Annotated in this window: 11 protein-coding genes; 7 read left to right on the forward strand and 4 right to left on the reverse strand. The window is 65.1% G+C overall.

Going from position 1 to position 13,053, the window contains the following annotated elements; all coding sequences use genetic code 11:
* Positions 1–84 precede the first annotated feature (84 nt).
* Both V9L21_RS24790 and cueR read left to right on the forward strand, forming a co-directional pair.
* Entirely contained in the window at positions 85–279 is a 195-nt protein-coding gene (locus V9L21_RS24790; RefSeq protein WP_126746571.1) for a heavy-metal-associated domain-containing protein, read from the forward strand.
* Positions 276–683 carry a Cu(I)-responsive transcriptional regulator gene (gene cueR, locus V9L21_RS24795; RefSeq protein ID WP_126746570.1) on the forward strand — a complete coding sequence of 136 codons (408 nt, stop codon included), beginning with the start codon at positions 276–278 and terminating at the stop codon, positions 681–683. The genes V9L21_RS24790 and cueR overlap by 4 nt, the downstream gene beginning before the upstream one ends.
* A 106-nt stretch (positions 684–789) precedes the next feature.
* Here cueR and V9L21_RS24800 read toward each other — a convergent pair whose 3' ends face one another.
* Positions 790–1,752, reverse strand: a complete 963-nt coding sequence (locus V9L21_RS24800) for a YcjF family protein (protein ID WP_337315444.1) — start codon at positions 1,750–1,752, stop codon at positions 790–792.
* A 566-nt stretch (positions 1,753–2,318) separates the two neighbouring features.
* On the opposite strand from V9L21_RS24800, the gene creB reads away from it, so the two are divergent.
* On the forward strand, positions 2,319–3,104 hold the full coding sequence (gene creB / locus V9L21_RS24805; protein WP_337315446.1) for a two-component system response regulator CreB: 786 nt from the start codon (positions 2,319–2,321) through the stop codon (positions 3,102–3,104).
* The gene (gene creC / locus V9L21_RS24810; protein WP_337315447.1) at positions 3,101–4,558 is read left to right on the forward strand and encodes a two-component system sensor histidine kinase CreC; all 1,458 of its coding nucleotides are present in this window, start codon (positions 3,101–3,103) and stop codon (positions 4,556–4,558) included. Before creB ends, creC begins: the two co-directional genes overlap by 4 nt.
* A gap of 15 nt (positions 4,559–4,573) precedes the next feature.
* Here the strand turns inward: creC and V9L21_RS24815 are convergent, their stop codons facing one another.
* The 3 genes from V9L21_RS24815 to creD form a co-directional block, all read right to left on the reverse strand.
* The gene (locus V9L21_RS24815) at positions 4,574–5,179 is read right to left on the reverse strand and encodes a hypothetical protein (RefSeq protein WP_337315448.1); all 606 of its coding nucleotides are present in this window, start codon (positions 5,177–5,179) and stop codon (positions 4,574–4,576) included.
* A gap of 89 nt (positions 5,180–5,268) precedes the next feature.
* Positions 5,269–7,659 carry a penicillin-binding protein 1A gene (locus tag V9L21_RS24820; RefSeq protein ID WP_337315449.1) on the reverse strand — a complete coding sequence of 797 codons (2,391 nt, stop codon included), beginning with the start codon at positions 7,657–7,659 and terminating at the stop codon, positions 5,269–5,271.
* Between the two features lie 41 nt (positions 7,660–7,700).
* Positions 7,701–9,188: a cell envelope integrity protein CreD gene (gene creD / locus V9L21_RS24825; RefSeq protein WP_337315450.1), complete on the reverse strand. Its 1,488-nt coding sequence runs from the start codon at positions 9,186–9,188 to the stop codon at positions 7,701–7,703.
* A gap of 207 nt (positions 9,189–9,395) precedes the next feature.
* On the opposite strand from creD, the gene V9L21_RS24830 reads away from it, so the two are divergent.
* Genes V9L21_RS24830 through V9L21_RS24840 form a run of 3 tightly spaced genes read left to right on the forward strand, consistent with a single transcriptional unit; the run spans position 9,396 to position 12,981 of the window.
* A complete protein-coding gene (locus V9L21_RS24830; RefSeq protein ID WP_337315451.1) occupies positions 9,396–11,477 on the forward strand; it encodes a VIT and vWA domain-containing protein in 2,082 nt (693 codons plus the stop codon).
* Between the two features lie 24 nt (positions 11,478–11,501).
* Entirely contained in the window at positions 11,502–12,431 is a 930-nt protein-coding gene (xrtQ, locus tag V9L21_RS24835; protein WP_337315452.1) for an exosortase Q, read from the forward strand.
* Positions 12,412–12,981, forward strand: coding sequence for a hypothetical protein (locus tag V9L21_RS24840; RefSeq protein ID WP_337315453.1), 570 nt, complete (start codon positions 12,412–12,414; stop codon positions 12,979–12,981). Before xrtQ ends, V9L21_RS24840 begins: the two co-directional genes overlap by 20 nt.
* Positions 12,982–13,053 lie beyond the last annotated feature (72 nt).

Consider the following 13,053-nt stretch of genomic DNA (forward strand, 5'->3'; position numbering starts at 1 on the left):
GTGCCCCTGCACTGGACATTGACATCGTGAGAGGGTTCAAACTGGCGACTTCCTTGATTCAACTTCCAAACAGGAGCAAGAAAGATGAGCCAGAAATTCCAGGTATCGGGCATGAGCTGCGGCCATTGCGTGAGCGCGGTGCAGAACGCGGTGCAAACCATCGACCCCAAGGCGCAGGTAACGGTGGATCTTGAAACGGGCCACGTCGACGTGCTGAGCACGCAGCCGCGGCAGGACATCGTCGCCGCGATCGAGAATGCCGGGTACAAGGTGCAATGAGCAACAGCTTCGGAACCGTTTCCATTGGCGAGGCCGCAAGGCTTTCGGGCGTTTCCGCGCGCATGGTGCGGCACTACGAAGGCCTGGGCCTCCTGCCCGCGGTGCCGCGCACCGAAAGCGGCTATCGGCAGTACGGCGATGCCGACATCCACACGCTGCGTTTCATCAAGCGTTCGCGCGATCTTGGTTTTTCGATGGAAGAAATTGCCGAGCTCGTCGGGCTGTGGCACAACCGACGGCGTACCAGCTCGAGCGTGAAGCGCGTGGCGCAAAAGCACCTGGACGAACTGGAGCAGCGCATTGCCGACATGCAGTCGATGCGCAGCACGCTCGCGCACCTGGTGCATTGCTGCCATGGCGACGCGCGCCCCGACTGCCCCATCCTGGACGACCTCGCGAAATAGGCTCTCCCCCAGGCTTCGCGCACTTCGTGTCGCTGCGCCACCCCCCTCGCCGGGGGCAACACCAGTGGCCCGGCAAAGCCGGTTCCACGGTGTTCCTGGAAAATACTCAGGCTCCTCTTACGAGCGACAGCACCTTGCCGGCATCGAGCGTGCGGGCTTTTTCCTGGATAGCTGGCAGGTATTGGGTCTGCAGGCCCTTGCCTTCCTGCATCACGCCGGCGAAGGCGTCCTTCAGCATCTGCGTGGAAAGCGTGCGGCCGCCGGCGTAGTAGCGCTTGGCCACGTGCCCCAGCGCATAGGTCGAAGCGAAGCTCATGCCCGAGCTCACCGCCTGGTTGCCAAGGCCGCGCAACATGCCGCCGCCCATCTTGCCGAGCAGGCCGCCGAGCAGCTTGCGCCCGGCCTGCTCCAGGTACTGCGACGTCAGGCCCACGCCGACCGTCGCCAGAAAATCCTTGATGTGGCCGCTGTCGAGCTCATAGCCATGAGCCTTGCCGATGCGGTAGACCAGTTTCATCTGCAGCGGAATGATCGCCATGGTCGAGAGCGTTTCCGGCAGCAGCTCGAGCGCACCGTTGAGGATGGCCGCGTTGAGAATCGATTTGTCGAGCTCGGCGCTGTCGGGCAATTGCGCAGCGACGGCTCCGGCCGTGGGCACAGGCGCCGCTGCCGCTGCGGCACCGGTCGCGGCCACCGGAACCGCGGCAATTTCTTCTGCCTGGCGCGAGAACTGCGCGGCCGATGCATCGAGCCCGAGCGAGGTGCGCACATCGGCCAGGAACATGCGCTCCGCTTCCGATTGCGTGCCGTCCGCATCGCACACGCACACGGCCATTTCATAGGCCAGCTGCTTCGATTCGGTGCTTTGCAGCTCGCCGGCCACAGAGGCCAGCGACACCCGCTTCATCAGCACGTCCTGGTAGAGCGTGGGCAGGTTCACGCCATCCGCCTGCGAAAGGCCTTCGGCAATGCGCTTGATTTCCGCGCGTTCGCGCTCGTGCTTTTCGCCGTCGACAAAGGCAGCCAGGAGGCTGAGGGTCACGATGGCCTTGGTTTCGGTAGGTGTCACGTTGGAAATTCCGCTGGTTGAAGGACAAAGTTCGTTCGGCGCCGCGCGCGAAGGTTCCGCTGCGGTTCTCCCCACAAAGCTTGGGCAACTCTGTGGATAACACTCGCACTTCTTTGTAGGAGAAAGCTAAGTGTTTGATTTACAAGGCAAATCTACAGTCTGCCTAAATAAGCGGCAATGAATTTCTTGCGCTGGAAACCGTCTTTCGCAGAATTCCGGAACCCTGTCAAAGGACAACTCTGGGGAGAGTTCTGGCACAAGCAGGCGGTTATCCACAGGGCGGACGCGCCCGGCAATGTTGTTCCTTTTGGCGCGACAGCACGGAAGCGCGGCTGCGCACAGTGACAGAGGTATGACAAGTGACTGTCACACAAGGAAAAAAGCGGCATGTCCACAGACAGGTGCGACCCTTATCTACTACTACTAATTTGAATAAGAGAGATAAGAAGAAGATACAGAGCCAACGCCGCGCCGGAAAAAAAGACCTCGAAAGGCCGCGCCGTGTCCTCGGCGCCACGCAGCAAAACCAGCCTCGCCGGACGGCGCCCCCTCGCTAACATCCGGGGATGAGTTTCAAACCCCGGATCCTGATCGCCGAAGACGAATCGGGCATTGCCGACACGCTGCAATACGTCCTGAAGAGCGATGGCTTCACGCCGGTCTGGTGCGCAACGGCCGAGGAAGCCATCGCGCAGTTCGCACAGGAGCCGCCGGCACTGGCCATACTGGACGTCGGCCTGCCCGACCTCAATGGATTCGAGCTCTTCAAGCGCCTGCGCGCGCTGAACCAGTCGCAAGGCGGCGCCGAGGTACCGATGCTGTTTCTCACCGCGAGAAGCGACGAAATCGACCGCGTGGTGGGGCTGGAGCTCGGTGCCGACGACTACATCGCCAAGCCCTTTTCTCCACGCGAACTGGTGGCGCGGGTGCGCACCATCCTGCGGCGCAGCGCACGAGCGGCCCCTGGAGGTCCCGTGGGGACGAACAACGGGGTACCCCCTCAAAATTCGGGTGCGGCGGCTCCAGCGAGCTCTCAACCCCCCGCAATGCCGTTTGCGCTGGACAACGAGCGCATGCAGATCCGCTACTACGGACGGCTGCTCGAGCTCTCGCGCTACGAATACGGGCTGCTCCGGCTGCTGGTGCAGCGGCCGGGCCGCGTTTTCACGCGCGACGAGCTGCTGCAACTGGTCTGGGACGACGCGAGCGACAGCTTCGACCGCACCGTCGATGCGCACGTGAAAACCCTGCGCGCCAAGCTCAAGGCCGTGGCACCCGACGTCGAGCCGATCCGCACGCTGCGCGGTACCGGCTATGCGCTGAACGAAGAATTGCCTCTCAGCGCGTCGTGAGCAGGCGCACACGAATTTTTATCGGCATCCTGCTGATCTACACGGCGGGCATCGCGTTCCTGCTTTACCGCGTGGTGTCGGACATCGATCCGCGCTACCGCGAATCGGCCGAAGAGTCGCTGGTCGAAACCTCGCAACTCATCGCCAGCCTGGTCGAGCAGGAAGTGATCGCGGGCGCCATCAACACCGCGCGGCTCGAGCCGCTGTTCCGCTCCGTGTACGCACGCGAGTTTTCGGCCCAGATCTACAACCTGCACAAGAACCGCGTCGAGCTGCGCGTGTACGTGACCGACCGCAGCGGCCGTGTGATGTTCGATTCGCTCGGCAGGCATCTGGGCGCCGACTACTCGCAGTGGAGCGACGTGAACCGCACGCTCGCCGGGCTGTACGGCGCGCGCACCTCGCGCGACGTCGATGGCGACCCGCGCACGTCGGTGATGTACGTTGGCGCGCCGATCCGCTGGAACAACGAGATCGTCGGCATGGTCAGCGTCGGCAAGCCGGTGCAGAGCTTCGGCCAGTTTGTGGAAGACGCGCGCGCCCGCACGCTGTGGGTGGGTGTGGGTTCGGGCCTGGCGCTGTTGCTGCTGGCGATCATCGTCTCGGTCTGGCTGGTGCGGCCGTTCGGCTTGATATCGGACTATTGGACCTGGGTACGCGCACAGAAAAAATTGAGCGTTTCGCGCATGGCGCGGCGCGCGGTCGATGCGGTGCGCACCGGCTTCAGCGAAATGCGCGATGCGCTCACGGGCCGCAACTATGTGGCCGACTACGTGCAGACCTTCACGCATGAAGTGAAGAGCCCGCTTTCGGCGATTCGCGGCGCGGCCGAGCTGCTGCAGGAGCCGTCGATGCCGCATGCGGAGCGCGAGCGCTTCCTGAAGAACATCGAACGCGAAACGCAGCGCATCCAGGAAATCGTCGACCGCATGATGGAGCTCACCGCGCTCGAAACGCGGCGCGGCCTCGACCGCACCGAGCCGGTGGCGCTGGCTTCGCTGATCGAGGACGTTGCCCTCAGCGCACAGCCTGCCGCGGCCAAGCGAAACATCGGCGTGCGCGTGAACATTCGCACCGATGCCAGTACCGAAGGCGATCCGTTCCTGCTGCGCCGCGCCGTCAGCAACCTGCTGGACAACGCCATCGATTTTTCACCGCAGGGCAGCGAGGTGCTGCTCACGCTGGAGACCACCTCGAAGCTCGCGCGCGTGACCGTGCGCGACCGCGGCCCGGGCATTCCAGACTACGCGCAGGAAAAAGTCTTCCAGAAGTTCTATTCGCTGGCGCGGCCGCACAACCAGAAAAAAAGCACTGGACTTGGCCTGGCCTTCGTGAAAGAGATTGCCGCACTGCACCGCGGGCGCATCGAGCTCGGCAATGCGGCGCGTGGCGGCGCGGTGGCCACGCTCACCTTGCCGCTTTTGCCTTCATCGCACCACTCTTCGCATCACTGAAGGCTTTGGCAAGGTTCACCGGCCGATGAGCGTGCCGTAGGCACGGCGCGTGGCCGGGCTCACTGCTTCCAGCAGTTGCTCGTACGAGGTCTTGTGCCGCGCCAGCATGCGTGCGGACGCGACGGTTTTCGACTTGCAGAACCAGTGGCAGGTGTGCTGCATCAGGAACAGCTCGGCCGACATGGTGAAGGCTTTCGCCTTCGGCGTGCGGCCCGCTTCGTTGCGCATCACCTCAGAAATGCCGCGCGCATGGATCACGAGCGCTTCGCGCAGGTCGAAGGTGGCGGCCGGGAAGAGCTTGTGCGCGAAGGGAATGGCCAACGGCAGCTTGCTCACGCGTGCATCCGCCGCGTCGACCCGTGCGAACGCAGCGGCAAAGCTGTCGAACTGGCCCGAGAGTTTTTCCTCGGTGGAATCGAGCAGGCTCCAGATCTGCTGGCGCCGGTCGGCGTCGTCTTCGCCCAGGCAGCGCAGGTAACCCTCGGTGAGGGTTTCCATGAGCCTTTCGATCTGGTATCTGCCCAGATGGCTTCCGAGCAGCGCGATGCGCTGTCGCTGTTCGCGGGACCTGAGGATGTAGGCGCCGATGACGAACAACGTCACCAGGGTAAGAATTTCCATGAGAGCGTGGGAAGTTGGAGCGGAAGGCAGCACCGAGTGTAGAGACCCGGAACCGCCCTCTCCTTTGCCCGCCCGTCCCGCGCTTGTGCTTACCGGAAGAATTCGAGGATGCGGTTGCGTTCTTCGGGCGGCGGCGGTGGGCCCAGCGGCACGCCCGAGAGTTCTTCGGCCGGCGGCGCCGGTGCTTCGGTGTTTTCGACGCCCAGGCTCGCCACGCCACGGCCCGGCGCGAAGTCGTCGAAGTACCACTCGCCGTCGATGTTGACGACGCCCGCGGGCTCGGCGATCTTGCTTACCGGCACGCCCTTCAGCGCCGTCTGCATGTAGCCGATCCAGATCGGCAGGCTCAGGCTGCCGCCGGTTTCGCCGCGCACACCCAGCTGGCGCGGCGTGTCGTAGCCGATCCATGCAATGCCCACGGTGGTGGGCTGGAAGCCCGCAAACCAGGTGTCGAACGAATCGTTGGTGGTGCCGGTCTTGCCGAACAAGTCGTCGCGCTTGAGCGCCTGGTAGGCGCGTGCGGCGGTGCCGCCCTTCACCACGCTTTGCAGCAGGGAATCCATGATGAAGGCATTGCGCTCGGGGATGGCGCGGCGCGATTCGTCGAGCACCGGCGGTTCGGTTTCGAGCAGCACCTTGTCGCGCAGATCGGTCACGCGCGTGACCAGATACGGATTGACGCGGTAGCCGCCGTTGGCAAACACCGAATAGGCGGTGGCCATCTGCATCGGCGTGACCGAACCCGCACCGAGCGCCATCGGCAGGTAGGCCGGGTGCTTGTCCTTGTCGAAGCCGAACTTGGTGATCCAGTCTTGCGCATACGGCGCACCGATGGACTGCAGCAGGCGGATCGTCACGAGGTTCTTCGACTTCATGAGCGCGGTGCGCAGCGGCATCGGGCCTTCGAACCCGCCGTCGAAGTTCTTCGGTTCCCAGGGCTGGCCGCCGGGGGTGCTCGGCTCGAAGTACAGCGGCGCATCGTTCACGATGGTGGCCGGCGTAAAGCCCTTCTCGAGCGCGGCCGAGTAGATGAACGGCTTGAAGCTCGAACCCGGCTGGCGCCAGGCCTGTGTGACGTGATTGAACTTGTTCTTGCCGAAGTCGAAGCCGCCCACCAGCGACTTGATGGCACCGGTGCGCGGGTCCATGGCAATGAACGCACCTTCGACCTCGGGCAGCTGGGTGATCTCCCAGGTGTTCTTGGGCGTCTTCGCCACGCGGATCACCGCGCCGCGGCGGATCTTGATGTTGGGTGGCGCCTTGGCCGCAAGGCCCGATTGCGCGGGCCGCAGGCCTTCGCCTGTGATCTGCACGGTTTCGCCGTTGGCGCGCACGGCCTTGATTTCCTTGGGGCCGGCCTCCAGCACCACTGCCGCCATCACGTCGCCGTTGTCGGGGTGCTCGGCCAGCGCGTCGTCCACTGCCTCGTCGGCTTCCTTGGCGTCGTCCGGCAGGTCGATGAAGCGCTCGGGCCCGCGGTAGGGCTGGCGGCGCTCGTAGTCCATGATGCCCTTGCGCAGCGACTTGTAGGCCGCCGCCTGGTCGGCCGCAACCAGCGACGTGTAGACCTTCATGCCGCTGGTGTAGATGCTGTCGCCGTATTGCGCGTACATCATCTGGCGCACCGTCTCGGCCACGTACTCGGCATGCAGCCGGTTCGGATCGGCGGCATCGCGCAGGTGCAGTTCTTCCTTCTTGGCTTCGGCCGCCTGCTCGGCGGTGATGAAGCCGGTCTCCTGCATGCGGTCGATCACATAGAGCTGCCTCGCGCGGGCGCGCCGCGGGTTGGCCACCGGGTTGTTGGCGCCGGGCGCCTTCGGCAGGCCGGCCAGCATGGCGGCTTCGGCCGTGGTGATGTTCTGCAGCGGTTTGCCGAAATACGCCTCGGAGGCCGCCGCAAAGCCATAGGCGCGATTGCCCAGGTAGATCTGGTTCAGGTAGATCTCGAGAATCTGGTCCTTGGTGAGCTGCTGCTCGAGCCGCAGGGCCAGCAAGATCTCGTAGGTCTTGCGGCTCAGCGTGCGCTCGGAGCTGAGGTACACATTGCGCGCCACCTGCATGGTGATGGTCGAGGCGCCCTGCTTGCGGCCACCCTTCAGGCTGGCCACGGCCGCACGCGCAAAGCCCTTGTAGTCGACACCGCCGTGGTCGTAGAAGCGCGCGTCTTCTACCGCCAGCACGGCGTCTTTCATTACCTTCGGAACGTTGGCAAAGGGCGTGAGCGTGCGGCGCTCCTCGCCGAATTCGCCGATGAGCGTGCCTTCGACCGAATACACGCGCAAAGGCAGCTTGGGGCGGTAGTCGGCAAGCTCCGAGATGTCGGGCAGCCGGGGCGAGATGACGGCCACCGCCACGCCGGCGGCCACCACCAGAACCAGCGCGGCCGAACCGCCCACGATGGCGCTCCACCGCGCGATGCGCCGCAGCCGCATCGAGCGTTCGGAGCGCGCCGGTTCGGTGGAAGGAGAGGAATCGTCCATGGAAATTCAGTAGTTAAAGGAAAAACAGTCGGTAGCGTCAGTTACACGGACGGAGCCACTTCAGGTACGACTGGCTCGGGCGGTCGGGGGTTCCCGGCGGACAACGCATACCAGTCGACCTTGCGCGTGGCGAGCATCAGCACCGTCAGCATGCCGAATGTCAGCAGGGCGCCGAGCAGCAGGGCATTGCTTTCCGATGCCAGCAGGCCGTAGAGCGCGCCATAGAGTACCGCGACATAGGCTCCGAAGCCCGCGCCGCGTTTCCAGCTTTGCAAAACCGCGCTGAAATAAATGCCGAGCAGCAGCACGCTGGCGCCGGCCGCGCTGGCATAGGCCAGCCAGAACGCCAGCTTCTCGGAAAGCGCCAGCAGCAGCAGGAAGAACAGCGCAATCGAAAGGCCCACAAGCCCGTATTGCACCGGGTGCATGCGCTGCCTGCGGAACAGCTCGAACATGAAGGCGGCCATGATCACCAGGCCGATGAAGAGCGCACCGTACTTGCCGGCGCGCGTGCTCATCGAGTACACGTTGATGGGTTGTGCGAGCGACACGTCGAAGGTTTGCAGCGGGCCGAGGTTGCGCGGCGCGTGGGCGGCTGTTGCTGCGGCGGCCGTGGCGACGACGGCAGCGGCGCTGCGATCGTCTCGGTCAGACAGTCCGGCGCGCACCTGCTCGCGCGCCGAGGTCACCAGCGACGACACGCGCCAGTGCGCATCGAAGCCTTGCGGGGTCACGTCGCGCTTCGCCGCGAGAAAGCGGCCGCCGAAGCTCGGATGAGCCCATGGCGAGCTCAGGTGGGCGGTGGTCTCTTCGGCAATCGGCACCATCGAGAGCGTGTCTTGCCCGACGAGGCTGAGCTTCATCTCGAAGGGCAGCGGTGCCTTCGATTCCCAGGCGGCGAGCGCAGCGCCGGTGAGCGGCGCGTGGACTCCATCGGCCAGCCAGCTGTTGTCCGCCAGGCCGGGAACGCGCTGCCTGAAGCGCAGGCCCTCGCCGCTCATCGCGATGGAAGGCGAACCGTCGAGCCCGCGCAGGTCGCTCACATAGAAGACGACGAAAGGTGCCTTGAACTCGATGCGGGAATCGGCTTCGCTGTGCGCCACCGATTTGGGATCGAAGGCCGCAAAACCTCCACCGAGCGTGGCGTTGAGGGTGTAGAACGGAATCTTGAAAATCCCGCGATAGCGCTCTTGCGGCGTCATCGAACCTTCGATGTGCAGCTTGTCGGGAAACACCGCGTGGGCCATTTCCTTGCTGCGCGCCTCCTGGCCGATCACCTTGCCTTGCGCATCGCGCAGCGGTTCCACCCATCGCTCTACATAAGGCACCAGCAGCACTGGGCCGACCATGGTCTGCGCGCTTGCGTAGGTGGCGGCAAGCTCCTCGGCCGCTTCGCGCTGGCTGCGGCCGCGCTCTCGGTTGATCGAATTTATTTCGGCGAGCGGAATGCACAGCAGGAGCGTGAGCAAGAGCAGGCCGGCCACCTTGACCAGCATGGAACTCTGCAAGGCCTTGAACAACTGGAACATGTTTTTTTCTCCTCTTCGATAACGAAGCGGCGATGCTCGCGGTGCAACCCGAAGGCTGTGTGAAGCACGCCCGCCGGCTGACTTCACACAGGCTTCACACAAGGCGGCAACCGGCTGCCGCACTTCAAGCAGCCTTCCAATTTCCTTCTCGCGCGGCGTCGAAAGTTGCGGCTGTGCAAGTTCGCACGGACACCACTCCACACCGCCATGGACGCCCAAATCTCCACCCGCCCCGGCCGCTGGCTCTGGCTCGCCACCGTGAGCCTGGCCGCCGCTGGCTTCGTCGCGCTCAGCGTGCACCCGGTGCATGCGCAGGAAGCACCCGGCCCGCGGCTGAAGACCGAAAGCCCGTATTTCTTCGTGAAGAGCGACGACCCCTCGGTCGACCGCCTGCCGCTCAAAGGCACCGAGGTATCGGTAAAGATCTCGGGCGTCATTGCCGACGTGACCGTGACGCAGACCTACCGCAACGAAGGCCAGCGCGCGATCGAAGCCAAGTATGTTTTTCCGGGCTCGACCAAGGCCGCGGTGAGCGGCCTGAACGTGCGCCTGGCCGATCGGCTCATCACTGCGCAGATCCGCGAGAAGCAGCAGGCGCAGATCGAATACGACACCGCCAAGAAGGAAGGCAAGACCGCCGCGCTGCTCGAGCAGCACCTGCCCAACGTGTTTCAGATGAACGTTGCCAACATCCTGCCCGGCGACGACGTGAAGGTGGAACTGCGCTACACCGAGCTGCTGGTGCCGCAGTCGGGCAACTACGCCTTCGTGTTTCCCACCGTGGTGGGCCCGCGCTACAACAGCCCGCAGTCGGAGAACGCGCAGGCCCAATGGGTGGCGCAGCCCACGCTGCGTGCGGGCGTGGCGCCCAGCACCCGCTTCACGCTCAAGGCCAGCATCGACACGCCGATGGGCCTGAAGGAAGTGCGCTCGTCGTCGCACACCATCGAGGTGAAGAAGAGCGATGAAGACCGGCACGCCGAAGTCGCGCTCGCGGCCGACGGCCGGCCCGCGGACAACCGCGACTTCGTGCTCGACTATCGGCTTGCAGGTGAAAAGATCGAATCGGGCCTGATGCTCTTCAAGGGCCAGGGGCAGAACGCCGATGGAAGCGCAGAAAACTTCTTCCTCGCGATGGTCGAGCCGCCCAAGGCTGTGGCCGCCAGCGCCATCTCCCCGCGCGACTACATCTTCGTGGTCGACATTTCGGGTTCGATGCACGGCTTTCCGCTGGACACCGCCAAGACGGTGCTGGAGCGCCTGATCGGCGGGCTGCGCCCGAGCGATACCTTCAACGTGCTGCTGTTCTCGGGCAGCAACAAGATGCTCTCGCCCAAGTCGGTGCCCGCCACGCGCGCCAACATCGAGCAGGCGCTGGCCACCATCCAGAACTACAGCGGCAGTGGAAGCACCGAACTGATTCCGGCGCTCAAGCGTGTGTATGCCGAACCCAAGGAAGAGAACGTTTCGCGCACCGTGGTGCTGGTGACGGACGGCTACGTGACCGTGGAGCGCGAGGCCTTCGAGCTGGTACGCAAGAACCTTTCGAAGGCCAATGTGTTCGCGTTCGGCATCGGTTCGTCGGTGAACCGCAGCCTGATGGAAGGCATTGCGCGTGCCGGCATGGGCGAGCCCTTCATCATCACCGACCCGATCCAGGCGCCGGAGCAGGCCGCGCGTTTCCGCCGCATGGTGGAGTCGCCGGTGCTCACCAACGTGAAGGTCACTTTCGGCGGCCTGGACGTGTACGACGTGGAGCCGCAAGCGCTGCCCGACGTGCTGGGCGAACGCCCGGTGATCGTGTTCGGCAAGTGGCGCGCCGATGCCGAAGGCAAGGCCCGTGGCCGCGTGATCGTCGAAGGCCAGGGCGCCAATGGCCCGTACCGCCAGGAACTGCGCATCGACCCGCAACTGCGCCAGGACACGGCCGCGCTGCGCACGCTGTGGGCGCGCCACCGCATCCAGAGCCTGAGTGACCAGGAAACGCTCGAAGGCGGCGCCGCCTTCAAGGAGCGCATTACCGAGCTGGGCCTGAAGTACAGCCTGCTGACGCAGTACACCAGCTTCATTGCGGTCGACAAGGTAGTTCGCAACGTTGCGCCGCAGAACAGCGTCGACGTGAACCAGCCGCTGCCCCTGCCCCAAGGCGTGAGCGAGCTCGCACTCGGCGCCGAAGTGCCGAGCACGCCCGAACCCGAAACCCTGGGCGCGATTGCCGTCGTGCTGTCGATGCTTGCCATGCTGCGCCGCCGTGCGCGCCGCAACGATCCGCGCCGCTTCACGGCCTGAGCTCGGCAGAAAGGGAAAAAAGAAATGTCATTGGCCGCACTTGCCCACCGCCATCCGCGCATCGTGGATTGGGGCATTCAGATCGACCGCGCACCGGCCGCCTTCTGGCTGGCGCTGCAATTCGCAGCGCTCGCGCCGACCTGGGCCTGGATGGTCCGGCGCATGCGCGACGGCTCCGACGATCCGCTGGGCCTGCTGGCATTGGCCGCCTTGGCGGCGCTGGCATGGCAGCGCCGGCGCGAGCTGCGCGCCGCGCCGCGGCTGGGCTGGCTGGCCCTGGCGGCCACCGGCACCTTGCTGGCCACGCTGCTGCGCACCGGCGCCGGCGCCCTGCCCGCCTTGCCGCCGCTCGCGGCAAGCCTGATGGCGGTGCTGGCGCTGGCGTGCGGGTTGCTGGCCTTTCTTCCGCGCCGCGTGGCCGCGCTGCCGGTCGTGGGGCTGGCGGTGCTGGCCTTGCCGCTTTTGTCGTCGCTGCAGTTCTATGCCGGCTATCCGCTGCGCGTGGTCACGGCCGAGGCGAGCCGCTGGCTGCTGGCCCCTGGCTTCAGCGTGGCGCGCGAGGGCAGCAGCCTCGTGGTCGACGGGCGGCTGGTCATCGTGGATGCACCGTGCTCCGGCGTGCAGATGGTGTGGCTCGGCTACTTCACGGCCTGCGCGGTGGCGCTCTGGGCACGGCAGAGCGACCGCGGCTTTTTGCGCCGGCTGCCGGTGGTCGGCCTGCTGGTGCTGGGCGGCAACATCGTGCGCAACAGCGTGCTGATTGCCTTCGAAGGCGCGGGGCAGCCGCTGGCGCCGTGGGCGCACAACATGCTCGGCCTGGTGGTGCTGGCGGCCGTGTGCGGCGGCATCGCCCGCCTGATGGTGCCGGAACGCACTTCTGCCGGACTTGCCGACCAGCCGATTCCCGGAATGATCACCACGCAGGGAGGCCGCCATGTCGACACGGTTCTTTGAAAGCTTTTTCGCTAATCACTTCATCAACCGCATCGGCCACAAGACGGGCTTTGCGCTCGCGATGCTGCTGTGCCTGCTGTGGTCGACAGCCGCGGCGCTGCGTGTGCCGCAAGAACACGTGGCGGCCGCGGCATCGCATGAGTGGCCGCGCGAATGGGACGGCGTTCCGCTGCGGCCGATGGCGCTGGGCGATGTCGAGCAGCGCTTTGCCGACCGCTTTCCGGGCGCCATCGGCCGCATGACCGATGGCACGCAAATGATCGTGATGCGCGCGGTGAACACCCCGACGCGGATGCTTCATCCGGCCGCCGATTGCTATCGCGCGCTCGGCTATCGCATCGAGCAGGCGCGGCTGGAACGCGATGCGCAGGAGCGTTTGTGGCGCTGTTTTGTTGCGCAAATGCACGGCGTGCAAAAGTTCCGCGTTTGCGAGCGCATCGTCGATGCCGAAGGCACTGCTTTCACCGACACTTCAGCTTGGTACTGGGCGGCGGCCAGCGGGCAGTCGACCGGTCCGTGGCAAGCCGTCACGGTGGCGAGACCCTTGTGAGAGTTGTGTGAACAAGACCCTGAGATCTGCGATTTACGGGCTGTTGGCCCTTGTAGTCACTGCAGCGATAGC

This window comes from Variovorax sp. CCNWLW235 (assembly GCF_037204085.1).
Classification (GTDB): domain Bacteria; phylum Pseudomonadota; class Gammaproteobacteria; order Burkholderiales; family Burkholderiaceae_C; genus Variovorax.